We start from the raw sequence: 15,584 nt of genomic DNA, 5'->3' as shown, positions 1-15,584 counted from the left end.
ACAAGAGGAAATTTAAAAAAAGTTTCTGACCGTGTTTTTTTTCACCAAAAGCGATGAGATCCAGCTACAAATTGTTCTATTTGATGTATCTGCAACCACAATCACACCTGAGATGGCATAATTAACCGCATCAATATTTAAGGAATAAAAGCGATGCCATTAAGCGCACAACAGCTGGCAGCTCAAAAAAACCTGTCCTATGTGCTGGCAGAGAAACTGGCGCAGCTGATCTTAGCGGGTAAATATGCTCCAGGTAGCATCCTGCCCAGCGAGATGGAGCTGGGAGATCAGTTTGGCGTTAGCCGTACCGCCGTTCGCGAAGCGGTAAAAACATTAACGGCGAAAGGGATGGTGCTTCCACGTCCGCGCATTGGCACCCGCGTTATGCCTCAGGGAAACTGGAACTTTCTCGATCAGGAGTTACTCACCTGGTGGATGACCGAAGATAACTTTAATCAGGTCGTCGATCACTTTCTGGTCATGCGCAGCAGTCTTGAGCCTCAGGCCTGCCTGCTTGCCGCCACGCTCGGCACAGCCGAGCAAAAAGCGCAGCTCAATACTTTGATGGAAGAGATGGTGGATCTGAAAAAGCACTTTAACCGCGAGCGCTGGATAGCGGTCGATATGGCCTGGCATGAACATATCTATAATATGAGCGGAAATCCTTTCCTGACCTCCTTTGCTTCTTTATTCCATTCTGTGTACCACACTTACTTTACCTCTATCACGCAGGATGAGGTGGTGAAGCTGGATCTGCATCAGGCGATAGTCGATGCCATTCAGGAGAGCGACGGGCAGCGAGCCCTGAGTGCGTGCCAGGCGTTGCTGGCCGCGCCAACCCACCAGCAGGTAAATAAATGACAGAGAAAAAAGCACGCAGTATGGCCGGACTGCCGTGGATTGCAGCCATGGCGTTCTTTATGCAGGCACTGGATGCCACTATCCTCAATACCGCCCTTCCCGCCATAGCCCAAAGCCTTAACCGCTCCCCGCTGGCGATGCAATCCGCCATCATCAGCTACACCCTGACGGTGGCGATGCTTATTCCGGTCAGCGGCTGGCTAGCCGATCGTTTTGGCACACGCAAAGTGTTCATGCTGGCGGTGACGCTGTTCACGCTCGGTTCTCTGGCTTGCGCCCTCTCCACCTCGCTGACGGAACTGGTTATCTTCCGCGTTCTACAGGGGATAGGCGGCGCGATGATGATGCCCGTCGCGCGTCTGGCGTTATTACGCGCCTATCCGCGCAGCGAACTGCTCCCGGTGCTCAACTTTGTGACTATGCCTGGCCTGGTCGGCCCGATACTTGGCCCGGTTCTCGGCGGCGTACTGGTGACCTGGGCTAGCTGGCACTGGATCTTCCTGATTAATATTCCGATTGGTGTGGCAGGGCTGATTTATGCCCGCAAATATATGCCGAACTTCACCACGCCAAGACGCAGCTTCGATATGGGTGGTTTCTTCCTGTTTGGCCTGAGCCTGGTCCTGTTCTCCAGCGGGATGGAGCTGTTTGGCGAGAAAATCGTAGCGACGTGGCTGGCGCTGGCCGTCATCCTCAGCGGTATTCTGCTGTTCCTTCTATATATACGTCATGCGCGTCGCCATCCGACACCGCTTATCTCTTTATCTCTGTTTAACACCCGAACGTTCTCCGTCGGGATCGCGGGCAATATTGCCTCGCGTCTGGGCACGGGCTGCGTACCGTTCCTGATGCCGCTGATGCTCCAGGTCGGTTTCGGCTATCCGGCCCTGATTGCTGGCTGCATGATGGCACCCACGGCGATGGGCTCAATTCTGGCAAAATCGACGGTCACGCAGGTGCTGCGCTGGTTTGGCTATCGTAAGACGCTGGTTGGCGTGACGATCTTTATCGGATTGATGATTGCGCAGTTCTCCCTGCAATCTGCGGCGTTACCAATCTGGATGCTGATCCTGCCGCTGTTTGTGCTGGGTATGGCCATGTCGACGCAGTTTACGTCGATGAACACCATCACCCTTGCGGACCTCACCGACGAGAATGCCAGCAGCGGCAACAGCGTACTGGCGGTCACTCAACAGCTGTCGATCAGCCTCGGGGTTGCCGTGAGCGCGGCGGTACTGCGGTTTTATGAAGGGTTCGAGGGAACTAATACCGTTGAGCAGTTCCACTATACCTTTATCACTATGGGCGCGCTTACCGTGGTATCGGCGGTGGTCTTTATGTTGTTAAAACCAAAAGACGGCCGGAACCTGATTAAAGAGCGTCACAAAGAGAAGGCTAAACCGAACCGCGTTCCATCAGAACAGGAGTAAGCTGCAAACGTTGCTGTTGCAGCGTGGGCTGGGCCATGCGGTGGATCAACACATCGATGGCCAGCTCGCCCAGTTCATCTTTCGGCTGATGGATGGTGGTCAGCGGCGGCGTCATGTAGCGCGCCAGTTCGATATCATCGTAACCGACGATCGCCATGTCGTCCGGAACACGTAATCCCGCCTGATACAGCGCCTGATAAGCTCCGAATGCCATCGCATCGTTACCGATAAACACCGCCTGCGGGCGCAGCTCTTGCGCCAGCAGTTTCTGCATTGCTTCAAATCCACCGTTAAATTCGAAATCGCCGGTGATGCGATAGCCATCAGGAATGGCAAGCCCCGCCCGTTCCATGGCCGAAAGATAGCCTTCCAGACGCAGGCGCGCCGGGGTTTTATCCAGCGGGCCGGTAATACAGGCAATGCGGGTATGACCTTTATCGATCAGATGCTGAGTCGCCATATCGCCGCCCAGCAGCGAGTTATCCTGGATCAGATCGCTGGTGCCGTCGAACGGCGCCCAGTCCATCATCACCGTGGGAATAGAAGGGTAACGCTGGATGATCTCTTTCGAAGGTTGATGCGTTTCGGTACAGAGCAGCAGCAGCCCGTCGACGCGTTTTTGCATCAGCGTTTCCAGGTTACGGTTCATGCGCTGCTCATCGCCTTCGGTATTGCACAGCACCAGGCTGTAGCCGCGCTCGAAGCAGCTGCGCTCCACGCCGCGCACCAGTTCAGAATAAAAAGGGTTGGTACTGGCCGTGATCAGCATGCCGATGGTGCGCGTCTGGTTGAGCTTCAGGCTGCGGGCCAGCGCAGACGGCGCATAGTTGAGTTCTTTAATTGCAGCGTCAACTTTCTCCCGAATCGCCTCGCTGACGAAGCGATCGTTATTGATTACGTGGGAGACAGTCGAGGTAGAAACGCCCGCCATACGGGCGACATCTTTCATTGTGGCCAAGCGTTACCCCTGCTGACTTAAGAATTCATCAATCTCTTTACGCCATGGAACAGAAGGCTGAGCGCCTTTACGCGTCACCGCAATCGCAGCGGCGGCATGCGCGAAGCGGATCGCGTCATCCATTGCTTTTCCTTCCAGCAGCGCCGTTACCAGTGCACCGTTGAAGGTGTCTCCTGCGGCGATGGTATCAATGGCTTTGACCTTAAAGCCCGGTACGCGACGGCCTTCGCCATTGACGCTAGCCCAGACCCCACGGCTGCCGAGGGTGATGATTACGGTGCCGATGCCTTTTTCATGCAGTGCAAGCGCGGCACGCGCTGCATCGTCATCATTTTCGACACGGATACCCGTCAGCTTTTCCGCTTCGGTTTCGTTCGGGGTAATGATATCCACCAGCGCCAGCAGCTCGTCTGATAATACACGGGCAGGCGCAGGGTTAAGTACGACAGACGTATGATTTTCATGCGCAATTTTCGCGGCGGCCAGCACGCTTTCAACCGGTGACTCCAGCTGCATCAGCAGGGCTTCCGCTCCGGCGATGATTCCACGCTGCGCTTCGACGCGTTCAGTCGTTAACGCGGCATTAGCCCCCGCATGAATACCGATGACATTCTCACCTTCCGCATTGACGAAAATCAGCGCCACGCCGGTAGATTCCCCTGCAACCACGCTGACGGGTGCAATGTCGATGTTGTCGCTTGCCAGCTGTTTGCGTACGCGCTCGCCGGTATCGTCATCACCCGTACAGGCGATAAACGCGATATTCGCCCCGCTGCGTCCGGCGGCAACCGCCTGGTTTGCGCCCTTACCGCCGAACGCCACCTGATACTGATTGCCAGTGACGGTTTCGCCCGGAGTGGGGAACATTTCAAGGTTAAGAATGTGATCGGCATTGATACTGCCAAGGACGACGAGGTTGCCTGCGGTTTTCATGTATTGAGGTGTCCATCTGAGAGCGCCACCGGTCTTACCCGGTGGCGTATGCCACACTTTTCTTTTATTTGGTGTCCCTCAGGCAGCCAGCGACTGCCTGAATCGCCTTTACTGCTTAATGACCAGTTTCAGGTCAACAGGATATTTGGCCTGAACTTTTTCGCCCTTCAGCACTTTATCGGCAGTTTGCACGCCAGTCGCGCCAATCTGCTCAGGCAGCTGAGCGATGGTCGCAGCCAGTTTGCCATCATTTACTGCTTTTTCACCATCCGGCGTGCCGTCAAATCCGACAACCATCACATCTGATTTACCCGCAGTCTGGAGCGCACGCAGCGCACCGAGCGCCATTTCGTCGTTCTGTGCGAATACCGCCTGCACATCAGGATGCGCGGTCAGCAGGTTCTGCATGACGTTCAGGCCCTTTGTACGGTCGAAGTCTGCCGGCTGGCTCGCCAGCACGTTGAATTTGTGCGCCGCTACAGCCTGCTGGAAGCCTTCACCACGTTCACGGGCTGCGGAAGTCCCGGCGATACCCTGCAACTCGATCACTTTCGCGCCTTCACCTGCTTTCTTCGCGATGTAGTCACCGGCGATTTTACCGCCCAGTACGTTATCAGACGCAATGTGGCTGACCACATCCCCTTTCGTTGCCTGACGGTCAAGGGTGATGACCGGGATCTTCGCCTGGTTTGCCATCTTCACGGCGTTACCGACCGCGTCGGAATCGGTTGGGTTGATCAGCAGGATTTTGGTACCACGAACGGTTAAGTCCTGAACGTTAGCCAGCTCTTTCGCCGGGTTGTTCTGAGAATCCAGCACCACCAGGTTGTAGCCCAGTTTATCTGCTTCTTTCTGCGCGCCATCCTTCAGAGAGACGAAGAACGGGTTGTTCAGGGTAGAGACAACCAGCGCGATGGTGTCCTTCGCCATGGCGTTAGCACTTACGGTTGCGCTCAGCGCGACAGCAGAAACCAGGGTAGCCAGTTTTTTCATGTTCATATCTAAGATGTCCTGTAGTGTCGTCAGTTACTGTTTTTTGTTGTCTACCAGTACCGCCAGCAAAATCACCACTGCCTTAACGATCATCTGGTAATAGGAGGAAACACCTAACAAATTCAAACCATTATTCAGGAAACCGAGGATCAGTGCGCCGATCAATGTCCCAACAATGCGACCTTTACCACCCGCAAGGCTCGTACCGCCCAGAACCACTGCCGCGATGGCATCCAGCTCATAGCCCGTACCCGCCGTTGGCTGCGCGGAAGAGAGGCGCGCCACTTCGATGATGCCCGCCAGAGACGCCAGCAGGCCGCACAGGGAGTAAACGATAATTTTGACTTTATTAACGCTGATACCGGACAGGCGCGTTGCCGCTTCGTTACCGCCCAGCGCATAGATATAACGACCCAGACGGGTATGGTGCAGCATGTACCATGCCGCCAGGAAGACGATAGCCATGATCCAGACCGGGGTCGGGACACCCAGCGGGCGACCGATACCGAACCAGCCAAACAGATCGGCGTTATCGGTAAAACCGGTATTAATCGGGCTGCCGTTGGTGTACACCATGGTCACACCGCGCAGCAGCAGCATCATCACCAGCGTGGCGATGAACGCCTGAACGCGACCTTTCGCCACAATCACGCCGGTTACGGCGCCAATTGCCGCACCTGCCGCCAGGGCAGCGGCAACGGCCACCAGCGCGTTGACCTCAATACCAACAATCGACGCGGCGATCGCGCCGGTGAGGGCCAGCAGGGAACCGACGGACAGATCGATACCCGAGGTCAAAATCACCAGCGTCATCCCCACCGCCATAATGGCGTTGACGGAGGTCTGCTGAAGAATGTTGAACAGGTTATTGACGGTAAAAAAGTTCGGGCTCATGGTCGAGACAATCGCGATCAGCACCAGCAGGGCAATCAGCGATTTTTGTTCCATCAGCCATGCCTTTGTGAAATAGCGGCGACCAGAAACAGCCTGGGTAGTCATCTTCTTACTCCTGATTCACGCGATTAAGCTTGCCCACAGCGGCAGCCATCAGAACTTCCTGGGTGGCCTGCTCGCGAGTGAATTCACCGCCGAGATGCCCTTCATGCATGACGATAATGCGATCGCTCATGCCTAATACCTCTGGCATCTCGGAAGAGACCAGAATGATGCTCAGACCGTCGGCCTTGAACTGGTTAATCAGCTGATATATCTCTTTCTTCGCGCCCACGTCCACGCCGCGGGTAGGTTCATCAAGGATCAACACTTTTGGGCGCGTCATCAGCCCGCGGGCAATCGCCACTTTCTGCTGATTCCCGCCGGACAACAGGCCAATCGCCTGCTCCATCGATGGGGTTTTAACGTTAAAGAGACGGATAAAATCGCTGACCGCCTGCTGCTCATCTTTGTGTTTCAGGCTGCCGCCGCTGCGGCTGAAATAGCCTAGCGCCGTCAGGGACATGTTCTCTTTCACCGACATGCCCAGCACTAAGCCGTCGCGCTTACGGTCTTCGGAAATATAGACAATGCCGTTCGCCAGGCCATCCTGCGGCGAGCGGGTGACCACCTCATGGCCGTCAAGGGTAACGTAGCCGCTGGTGCGCGGCAGTGCGCCATAGAGCACTTTCATCAGTTCGGTGCGCCCCGCGCCCATCAGGCCCGCGACGCCAAGGATCTCGCCCTTGCGCAGAGTAAAGGAGACGTCATTCACGCCCGGCCCGCAGAGGTTATCCACCTTCAGGCGGATTTCTCCCGGCGCTTTCTCCAGATGCGGATACTGATCTTCGAGCTTACGTCCCACCATCATTTCAATCAGGGTATCTTCGGTCAGGGTTGCCACTTCGCGCTCGGCAATAAACTGCCCGTCGCGAAAGACGGTGACGTCGTCGCAGATCTCGAAGATCTCTTTCATGCGGTGTGAGATATAGACAATGCCGCAGCCCTGGGATTTCAGCTCACGGATCACGCGGAACAGGGATTCGGTTTCGGTATCGGTCAGGGCGTCGGTCGGTTCATCCATAATGATGACCTTCGACTCGAAGCTCAGCACCTTCGCGATTTCCACCATCTGCTGATCGCCGATGGAAAGGTCGCCCACCAGTCGGTCGCTCTTAAAGCGCAGATTCAGCTTCGCCAGCAGTTTGTCCGCTTCGGCATACATGGTTTTCCAGTCGATTTTGCCAAACCGGTTCACGAACTCACGGCCGAGGAAGATGTTCTCCGCAATGGTGAGCTGCGGGATCAGGTTCAACTCCTGGTGGATGATGCCGATGCCCGCTTCCTGAGAGGATTTCGGGCCGTTAAAGGTGGTCTCTTTACCCAGCCACAGCAGCGAACCGGCATCGCGTTGGTAGATACCGGTCAGCACTTTCATCATGGTGGATTTGCCGGCGCCGTTTTCGCCCACCAGCGCCATGACGCGCCCGGAATAGACGTTCAGCGCCGCACCGGAGAGGGCTTTTACGCCCGGGAACGACTTATCGATCCCTTTGAGTTGCAGTAATGCGTCCATGATGGCCTCAGAAGGTGACGCCAGCACAGAGAATGATATTCGCATACGGGGAGCACTCCCCGCTGCGAATCACCGCCTGACTGTCTGCGGTTTGTTGTTTGAACTGCTCGTGCGTTGTGTAACGAATTTCTATGGTGTTTCCCTGGTGCTGTTGCAGTTGCTCAATGTGGCTGAGCAACGTTTCGTGGAGTTGCGGATTATGTTGTTTGATTTCCGCCGCGAGAATGGCCGCCTCAACCTGCATCTCCGCGGTGACCACTTCCAGTACCTGCATGAACGAGGGTACGCCCTGCGTTAACGCCATATCGATACGGGTTGTGCTGCGCGGAACCGGTAAGCCTGCATCGCAAACCACCAGCGTATCGGTATGCCCAAGACGGGAAATCACCGATGAGATTTCTGAGTTGAGTACTGTGCCTTTCTTCATTTTTTGCTCCACTAGCGAAACGTTTCGCTAAAAACAGTGTAGCCGCAGAAGTGTTCAGAAAACCATCATGACGTAACGGATTTGTGATCAACGTCGAAACGTTTCGCTAAGTGAAATGCAATAGAGGAAAATTGCCCGGCGGCGCTACGCTTGCACGGGCCTACGGGTCTGGTAGGCCGGGTAAGCGCAGCGCCACCCGGCATATTCAGAAGGGTTAAATCTCGACCTGCGTCCCCAGCTCAATCACGCGGTTAGGCGGGATCTCAAACTGGTCAGGCGCACGCAGGGCGTTACGTTGCAGAATGAGATACAGCTTGCCGCGCAGGCGCAGATACCATGGGCGCTTGCCGATGATCAGCGACTCATGGGACATAAAGAACGACGTCTCCATCATGCGGCAACTCAGGCCTTCCAGACCGCAGCGGTGGAACACCTCTTCCACGTTCGGCGTTTCGCGCCAGCCGTAGCTTGCCACCACGCGCCAGAAGGTTGGGGACAGCTGTTCAATCTGTACGCGACGCACGTTGTGAACGTACGGCGCATCTTCGGTACGCAGCGTCAGCAGGATCACGCGCTCGTGCAGCACTTTGTTGTGCTTGAGGTTATGCATCAGCGCAAACGGGATCACGTTCAGCGCGCGAGACATATACACCGCCGTGCCCGGCACGCGCACCGGTGGGGACTTCTCCAGCGAGGCGATCATCGCCTCAAGAGAGTTACCGTGCTCGTGCATACGACGCAGCAGGCGGAAACGTTCGCTCTTCCACGTCGTCATCACAATAAACATCACCAGACCCAGCGTCAGCGGCAGCCAGCCGCCGGAGACAATCTTGTCGAGGTTCGCAGAGAACAGCGGCACGTCGATGCAGAGGAAGCCAACCAGGATCAGCCCCACGAGGAACTTATTCCAGTGCCAGTTACGGTACGCCACGGTGGTGGAGAGAATAGAGGTCAACACCATCGTTCCGGTTACCGCGATACCGTACGCCGCCGCCAGATTACTGGAGTGCTCAAAGCTGACGATAACAATCACCACCGCGAAATAGAGCAGCCAGTTGACGAAGGGAATGTAGATCTGGCCAGACTCCATCTCCGAGGTATGGATAATGCGCATTGGGGAGAGATAACCCAAACGCACGGCCTGACGCGTCAGGGAGAATACGCCGGAAATGACAGCCTGAGAGGCAATGACCGTCGCCAGCGTCGCCAGGATCAGCATCGGAACCAGCGCCCAGTCCGGCGCCAGCAGGAAGAACGGGTTTTTAATCGCTTCAGGGTGTGCAAGCAGCAGCGCGCCCTGACCGAAGTAATTCAGCACCAGTGAAGGCAAGACCACGCTAAACCAGGCGACGCGAATAGGGAGTTTCCCGAAGTGGCCCATATCCGCATACAGCGCTTCAACACCGGTAATGGACAGCACCACCGCGCCCAGCGCCACAAACGACACCACTTTATATTCAAGGAAGAAATGCACCGCCCACATTGGGTTCAGCGCGTGCAGGACATCCGGGTTGGCGATAATACTGCGTAAGCCCAGCGCCGCCAGGATCAGGAACCAGGCCAGCATAATAGGCGCGAACAGCTTACCCACCAGCCCGGTACCGTGTTTTTGTATGGCAAACAGCAATGTCAGCACGATAATAGCGAGTGGCACCACCCACGTATCAAGCTGTGGCGCGACAATCTCCAGCCCCTCTATGGCCGACATTACAGAAATCGCCGGCGTAATCACGACTTCTCCATAGAAGAAGCTGCCGCCAATCAGGCCGATGATGACCAGCACGGAGGTCATTCTTGCAGACGTATTGCGCCCGGCAAGGGACATCAGGGTCAGAATACCGCCCTCGCCCGCGTTATCAGCCCGCATTACGAAAGAGAGATACTTAAGGGAGACCACCAGGATCAGCAGCCAGAAGATGAGCGAGAGGAAACCAAATACGGCGTCACGCTCTACACCAAAACCAAACTGACCGGACAGACATTCACGAAGCGTATAAAGCGGGCTGGTGCCGATATCACCGTAGACAACCCCGATCGCCGCAAGCGTTACAGCGGGTAATGATTGCTTATTATCAGTGCTCATAGACTAGTCTTTTCGTTTGAATAACAAATGTGTGCTTAGTCCCTTGGCCCACAAAAAGCGCACAGTATGCACGATTCAATGCAAAATCGTACCCCTAAATGCAGCCGCATTAATGTAGCGCAAAGAAAATAGCGCCGCACTTCAGCCTATTACCAGGCCAGACCGAAACGTCTATACTCGCTTCAATTAGCCGCCACGACGGCGAAAGGATGCAAAACTATTATGGCTCACTCACATTTATTAGCAGAAAGAATTTCCCGCCTCAGCAGTGCGCTGGAGAAAGGCCTTTACGAGCGTAGCCACGCCATTCGTCTCTGTTTACTGGCGGCGCTGAGTGGGGAAAGCGTATTTCTGCTGGGCCCGCCGGGCATTGCCAAAAGTCTGATCGCACGCCGCCTCAAATTCGCTTTCCAGAACGCGCGCGCATTCGAGTATTTGATGACGCGCTTCTCCACGCCGGAAGAAGTTTTCGGCCCACTCTCCATTCAGGCGTTAAAAGATGAGGGACGCTATGAACGTCTGACGGCGGGCTATCTTCCGGAAGCGGAAATTGTCTTTCTTGATGAGATCTGGAAAGCCGGCCCGGCCATTCTGAATACCCTGCTGACGGCAATTAACGAACGTCGATTCCGTAACGGCGCCAGCGAAGAGAAGATCCCCATGCGCCTGCTGGTGGCCGCGTCTAACGAATTGCCCGAAGCCGACAGCAGCCTGGAAGCGCTGTATGACCGTATGCTGATCCGCCTGTGGCTGGATAAAGTCCAGGATAAATCAAACTTCCGTTCCATGCTGGTAAGCCAGCAGGATGAAAACGAAAACCCGGTGGCAGCGTCATTGCAGGTCACGGACGAGGAATACCACCAGTGGCAGGAGGAGATCGGCAAGATAAAACTGCCCGATCCCGTTTTTGAGCTGATCTTTATGCTGCGCCAGCAGCTTGATTTGCTGCCTTCCGCGCCGTACGTCTCCGATCGTCGCTGGAAAAAAGCCATTCGCCTGCTCCAGGCAAGCGCGCTGTTTAGCGGCCGCGATGCTGTCGCCCCAATCGATCTGATCCTGCTGAAAGACTGCCTGTGGCACGACGCAGAAGGGATGAATCTGATGCAACAGCAGCTGGACGTTTTGATGACCGGACACGCGTGGGGTCAACAGTCGATGCTTAATCAACTGGGCGCGATTGCCCAACGTCGCCTTCAGCTCCAGCAGCAGCAAAGTGACAAAACCGCGCTGAAGGTGAACCGTCTTGGCGGGATGTTTGCCCGTAAACCGCACTATGAACTGCCCGCCGGGCTGACTGACGCCTCGCTCACGCTTCTTCTTCAGCAACCGCTGAAGCTTCATGATATGCAGGTTGTGCACGTGACGATCGAACGCGTTGCGCTGGTTCAGTGGCTGGATAAAGGCGGTGAGATCCGCGGTAAACTCAACGGTATCGGCTTTGCACAGCCGCTGTCGATGGAAGTCGACAGCAGCCAGCACCTTGTGATCCGCGACGTCAGCCTTCAGGGATCGCGCCTGGCGCTGCCGGGCACGGCCTCCGATACTGTTCCGGAGGAGATCAAACAGCAGCTCGACGCGCTGGATAACGAATGGCATCAGCAGCACACGCGCTTCAGCGAACAGCAGAAATGCCTCTTTATCCATAGCGACTGGTTAGGTCGCATTGAAGCCAGCTTGCAGGATGTCAGCGCGCAGATCAAACAGGCGCGTCAATGCTAACGCTGGACACGCTTAACGTCATGCTGGCGGTTAGCGAGGAAGGGTTGATCGAAGAGGTCGTCATTACCCTGCTCGCTTCACCGCAGCTGGCGGCCTTCTTTGAAAAATTCCCGAAGCTCCGAAAAGCAATGACGGACGATCTGCCCCGCTGGCGCGATAACCTGCGACAGCGTTTTAAGGAGACGGAAGTCCCGCCGGAACTGACAGAGGAAATGGCTGGTTACCAGCAGTGCCAGCGGCTTTCAACACCGCAGTTTATTGCCCAGCTACAGCAAACCCTGACGCTGCTTGATAACGTTCACTCCCCGTTTGCCAGCCAGGCCAGAGCGCTGGTCACGGACAACCCCAGCTTTACTCCCGCCCTGCATACGCTGTTTTTACAGCGCTGGCGTCTGAGCCTTGTGGTCCAGGCCACGGCCCTTAATCAGCAGTTGCTGGACGAAGAGCGCGAACAGTTGCTCAGTGAAGTCCAGGAGCGAATGACCCTGAGCGGCCAGTTAGAACAGGTGCTGGTGGAGAATGAAAACGCCGCCGGTCGACTCTGGGATATGAGTGCCGGCCAGTTAAAACGGGGCGATTATCAGCTGATCGTAAAGTACGGCGACTTTCTGGCACAACAGCCGGAGCTGATGAAGCTCGCAGAACAGCTCGGCCATTCCCGGGAGGCCCGGTCGGTCCCAAAGAAAGATGCGCCGATGGAAACCTTCCGTACGCTGGTACGTGAACCCTCCACCGTACCGGAGCAGGTGGACGGGCTACAGCAAAGCGATGACATCCTGCGCCTGCTGCCTACGGAACTCAGCACGCTGGGCATGACCGAACTGGAGTATGAGTTTTATCGTCGGCTGGTGGAAAAACAGCTCATTACCTATCGACTGCATGGCGAAGCCTGGCGCGAGAAGATCAGCCAGCGTCCGGTGGTACACCAGGATTTTGATGAGCAACCGCGCGGCCCATTCATTGTTTGCGTCGATACGTCTGGATCGATGGGGGGCTTTAATGAACAGTGTGCAAAAGCGTTCTGCCTGGCTCTGATGCGCGTGGCGCTTGCCGATCGTCGTCGCTGCTACATCATGCTCTTTTCCAGCGAAGTTGTTGGGTATGAACTGACCAGCCCACAGGGGCTGGAGCAGGCGATCCGCTTTTTAAGCCAGCGCTTTCGCGGCGGCACCGATCTGGCCAGCTGTTTTCGCAGCATCATTGAGCGCATGCAGGGCGGTGACTGGTACGACGCGGATGCGGTGGTGATTTCCGATTTTATCGCCCAGCGGCTGCCGGACGACGTCGTGAATAAAGTGAAGGAGATGCAGCGCGTGCACCAGCACCGTTTCCATGCCGTGGCGATGTCTGCACATGGAAAACCCGGCATCATGCGCATCTTCGATCACATCTGGCGCTTTGATACCGGGTTGCGTAGCCGCCTGCTCAGACGCTGGCGACGTTAATTAAAGAAGAGAACCGACGCTCTCACGTACCTGCTGCGGCCAGACCCCACACTGTACCTGACCAATGTGAGAGAGTTGCAGCAGCAGCATGGTCAGACGAGACTGGCCAATCCCACCGCCGATGGTCTGCGGCATTTCACCGCGCAGCAGTGCCTGGTGCCACTCCAGTTGCAGACGATCTTCATCACCGGTCACGGCCAGCTGACGCTTCAGTGCTTCAGCATCCACGCGGATCCCCATCGAAGAGAGTTCAAACGCATCTTCCAGAACCGGGTTCCAGACCAGAATATCGCCGTTCAGACCGGCATATTCGCTTTCGCCCACGGTGCTCCAGTCATCGTAATCCGGCGCACGGACGTCGTGACGTTTACCATCAGACAATTTCCCGCCAATGCCGATAAGGAATACCGCGCCCAGCTCTTTGGCGATCGCGCGTTCACGGCCTTTGGCATCCAGATCCGGGAAACGGCTCAGCAATTCCTGACTGTGAACAAAGTGGATCGTTTCCGGCAGGAACGGTGCCAGACCAAACTCTTTGCTCACGGCCGCTTCGGTTGCTTTGATCCCGGCGTAGATCGCCTCAACAGTGGATTTCAGCGTACCGACGTGACGCTCGCCATCTCCCATTACGCGCTCCCAGTCCCACTGGTCAACGTAGACAGAGTGAATCGGGGAAAGGCGGTCTTCATCGGGGCGAAGGGCTTTCATGTGCGTGTAAAGCCCTTCGCCCGCGCTGAAGTCGTGTTGTCCCAGGGTTTGACGCTTCCACTTCGCCAGGGAATGAACCACTTCGAACTGGGCGTCTGGCAGTGTTTTCACTTTTACCTGTACCGCTTTTTCGCAACCAGACAAGTTATCCTGCGTCCCGTCACCCACGCGGCTCAGAATCGGCGCCTGAACTTCAATAAGGCCAAGCTTCTCTTCCAGCTGGCGGGAAAAATGGGATTTTACGAAACTGATCTGGCGTTGTTTTGCGATGTAAGCGGTTTTCATTATTTATACTCCTGCGTCCTGTTGATACTGATTAAGCAACAGAACAGGCGCTTAATTCAATAACCCATCAACAAAAAGCCGCCTTCACTTTTGATTCGTTAAAATAAGACGCTAGAATAGAGGGAATCATTAATCTTCATAAGAAAAACCTATGGAAAATTATCAGATCGACAATCTGGACCGCGGCATTCTGGAAGCGCTAATGGCCAACGCACGCACCGCGTATGCCGAACTGGCGAAACAATTTGGCGTCAGCCCGGGGACCATTCACGTTCGCGTCGAGAAAATGAAGCAGGCCGGGATCATCACCGGCGCACGCATTGATGTCAGCCCGAAGCAACTTGGCTACGACGTCTGCTGCTTCATTGGCATTATTCTGAAAAGCGCCAAAGATTACCCCTCCGCGCTGGAGAAACTGAACGCGCTGGATGAAGTCACCGAGGCGTACTACACCACCGGGCACTACAGCATCTTTATAAAGGTGATGTGCCGATCCATTGACGCCCTCCAGCAGGTACTTATCAACAAGATCCAAACAATCGATGAAATTCAGTCCACTGAAACCCTGATCTCCCTGCAAAACCCGATCATGCGTACTATCCGCCCGTGATCGGGCAATTTCATTCCCACATTTTCCACAGGTAGATCCCAGCTCGTTCACAGCGTACAATGGCCGCCTCTTTATCTGAGCGAGCGATCAATGGCGGACATTACTCTTATCAGCGGCAGCACCCTGGGCGGTGCGGAATATGTAGCGGAACATCTGGCTGAGAAGCTGGAAGATGCGGGCTTTTCTACACAAACGCTGCACGGACCGCTGCTGGAAGATCTCCCGACTGACGGGGTCTGGCTGCTGATCACCTCCACGCACGGCGCGGGCGATCTGCCGGATAACCTGCAACCTTTATATGACGAACTGCTGGAACAACAGCCCGATCTGTCAAACGTCCGGTTTGGCGCTGTGGGGATCGGCAGCCGTGAATATGACACTTTCTGTGGCGCTATAGAGAAAGTAGAAGCTGCGGTGACCGCCTGCGGAGCAAAACAGCTGGGTGAAACGCTGAAGATCAACATCCTCGATCATGACATTCCCGAAGATCCAGCCGAGATCTGGCTCGCGGAATGGAAAAATTTACTCAAAAACGATTAAAGATCGTGCGATCAGATGTGGATAACTCTGGTTAAAAGCTCGTATTAAGCCGTAGTTATCCAAAGAACAACGTTGGTTTAGTT

The 15,584-nt window shown here is 55.5% G+C and carries 14 protein-coding genes; 6 read left to right on the top strand and 8 right to left on the bottom strand.

Annotation, left to right across the window (positions count from 1 at the left end; translation table 11 throughout):
• Positions 1-153 precede the first annotated feature (153 nt).
• Together O1722_RS00070 and mdtD are read left to right on the top strand one after the other, a co-directional pair.
• Complete coding sequence (locus tag O1722_RS00070) at positions 154-861, top strand: FadR/GntR family transcriptional regulator (protein ID WP_003862405.1); 708 nt, start codon at positions 154-156, stop codon at positions 859-861.
• A complete protein-coding gene (mdtD, locus tag O1722_RS00065; RefSeq protein WP_015570156.1) occupies positions 858-2,291 on the top strand; it encodes a multidrug transporter subunit MdtD in 1,434 nt (477 codons plus the stop codon). The genes O1722_RS00070 and mdtD overlap by 4 nt, the downstream gene beginning before the upstream one ends.
• Here the strand turns inward: mdtD and rbsR are convergent.
• From rbsR to kup, 7 genes are all read right to left on the bottom strand, one after another.
• A complete protein-coding gene (gene rbsR / locus O1722_RS00060; protein WP_017694038.1) occupies positions 2,257-3,249 on the bottom strand; it encodes a ribose operon transcriptional repressor RbsR in 993 nt (330 codons plus the stop codon). The two genes, mdtD and rbsR, sit on opposite strands and share 35 nt — an antisense overlap.
• A gap of 3 nt (positions 3,250-3,252) precedes the next feature.
• Positions 3,253-4,182, bottom strand: a complete 930-nt coding sequence (gene rbsK / locus O1722_RS00055; RefSeq protein WP_033487053.1) for a ribokinase — start codon at positions 4,180-4,182, stop codon at positions 3,253-3,255.
• A 108-nt stretch (positions 4,183-4,290) separates the two neighbouring features.
• The gene (rbsB, locus tag O1722_RS00050) at positions 4,291-5,181 is read right to left on the bottom strand and encodes a ribose ABC transporter substrate-binding protein RbsB (RefSeq protein WP_003862397.1); all 891 of its coding nucleotides are present in this window, start codon (positions 5,179-5,181) and stop codon (positions 4,291-4,293) included.
• 27 nt (positions 5,182-5,208) lie between these two features.
• Entirely contained in the window at positions 5,209-6,174 is a 966-nt protein-coding gene (gene rbsC, locus O1722_RS00045) for a ribose ABC transporter permease (RefSeq protein ID WP_003862395.1), read from the bottom strand.
• Positions 6,175-6,178: 4 nt separating this feature from the next.
• Positions 6,179-7,684 carry a ribose ABC transporter ATP-binding protein RbsA gene (gene rbsA / locus O1722_RS00040; protein ID WP_033487051.1) on the bottom strand — a complete coding sequence of 502 codons (1,506 nt, stop codon included), beginning with the start codon at positions 7,682-7,684 and terminating at the stop codon, positions 6,179-6,181.
• Between the two features lie 7 nt (positions 7,685-7,691).
• Positions 7,692-8,111 (bottom strand): D-ribose pyranase, encoded by a 420-nt coding sequence (gene rbsD / locus O1722_RS00035; RefSeq protein WP_003862392.1) that lies wholly within the window; start codon positions 8,109-8,111, stop codon positions 7,692-7,694.
• A 214-nt stretch (positions 8,112-8,325) separates the two neighbouring features.
• A complete protein-coding gene (kup, locus tag O1722_RS00030) occupies positions 8,326-10,194 on the bottom strand; it encodes a low affinity potassium transporter Kup (protein ID WP_006808744.1) in 1,869 nt (622 codons plus the stop codon).
• 222 nt (positions 10,195-10,416) lie between these two features.
• On the opposite strand from kup, the gene ravA reads away from it, so the two are divergent.
• A complete protein-coding gene (gene ravA / locus O1722_RS00025; protein ID WP_003862389.1) occupies positions 10,417-11,913 on the top strand; it encodes an ATPase RavA in 1,497 nt (498 codons plus the stop codon).
• The gene (viaA, locus tag O1722_RS00020; protein WP_033487050.1) at positions 11,907-13,358 is read left to right on the top strand and encodes an ATPase RavA stimulator ViaA; all 1,452 of its coding nucleotides are present in this window, start codon (positions 11,907-11,909) and stop codon (positions 13,356-13,358) included. Before ravA ends, viaA begins: the two co-directional genes overlap by 7 nt.
• Here the strand turns inward: viaA and asnA are convergent, their stop codons facing one another.
• Positions 13,359-14,351 (bottom strand): aspartate--ammonia ligase, encoded by a 993-nt coding sequence (gene asnA, locus O1722_RS00015; RefSeq protein ID WP_003862385.1) that lies wholly within the window; start codon positions 14,349-14,351, stop codon positions 13,359-13,361.
• Between the two features lie 151 nt (positions 14,352-14,502).
• Between asnA and asnC the strand changes: the two genes are divergently transcribed.
• The gene (gene asnC / locus O1722_RS00010) at positions 14,503-14,961 is read left to right on the top strand and encodes a transcriptional regulator AsnC (protein WP_003862383.1); all 459 of its coding nucleotides are present in this window, start codon (positions 14,503-14,505) and stop codon (positions 14,959-14,961) included.
• A gap of 90 nt (positions 14,962-15,051) precedes the next feature.
• Entirely contained in the window at positions 15,052-15,501 is a 450-nt protein-coding gene (mioC, locus tag O1722_RS00005; RefSeq protein WP_003862381.1) for an FMN-binding protein MioC, read from the top strand.
• Positions 15,502-15,584 lie beyond the last annotated feature (83 nt).

The sequence above is a fragment of the Enterobacter cloacae complex sp. HYC003_NIDB genome (genome assembly GCF_056673375.1).
This window is presented reverse-complemented; position numbering and strand designations above follow the sequence as displayed.

Excerpts from the sequence above, each read along its gene's own strand:
- rbsK (WP_033487053.1), bottom strand. The coding sequence starts at position 4,182 with ATGAAAACCGCAGGCAACCTCGTCGTCCTTGGCAGTATCAATGCCGAT.
- kup (WP_006808744.1), bottom strand. The coding sequence starts at position 10,194 with ATGAGCACTGATAATAAGCAATCATTACCCGCTGTAACGCTTGCGGCG.
- rbsD (WP_003862392.1), bottom strand. The coding sequence starts at position 8,111 with ATGAAGAAAGGCACAGTACTCAACTCAGAAATCTCATCGGTGATTTCC.
- O1722_RS00070 (WP_003862405.1), top strand. The coding sequence starts at position 154 with ATGCCATTAAGCGCACAACAGCTGGCAGCTCAAAAAAACCTGTCCTAT.
- rbsA (WP_033487051.1), bottom strand. The coding sequence starts at position 7,684 with ATGGACGCATTACTGCAACTCAAAGGGATCGATAAGTCGTTCCCGGGC.
- viaA (WP_033487050.1), top strand. The coding sequence starts at position 11,907 with ATGCTAACGCTGGACACGCTTAACGTCATGCTGGCGGTTAGCGAGGAA.
- asnC (WP_003862383.1), top strand. The coding sequence starts at position 14,503 with ATGGAAAATTATCAGATCGACAATCTGGACCGCGGCATTCTGGAAGCG.
- ravA (WP_003862389.1), top strand. The coding sequence starts at position 10,417 with ATGGCTCACTCACATTTATTAGCAGAAAGAATTTCCCGCCTCAGCAGT.
- asnA (WP_003862385.1), bottom strand. The coding sequence starts at position 14,351 with ATGAAAACCGCTTACATCGCAAAACAACGCCAGATCAGTTTCGTAAAA.
- rbsC (WP_003862395.1), bottom strand. The coding sequence starts at position 6,174 with ATGACTACCCAGGCTGTTTCTGGTCGCCGCTATTTCACAAAGGCATGG.
- rbsB (WP_003862397.1), bottom strand. The coding sequence starts at position 5,181 with ATGAACATGAAAAAACTGGCTACCCTGGTTTCTGCTGTCGCGCTGAGC.
- mioC (WP_003862381.1), top strand. The coding sequence starts at position 15,052 with ATGGCGGACATTACTCTTATCAGCGGCAGCACCCTGGGCGGTGCGGAA.
- mdtD (WP_015570156.1), top strand. The coding sequence starts at position 858 with ATGACAGAGAAAAAAGCACGCAGTATGGCCGGACTGCCGTGGATTGCA.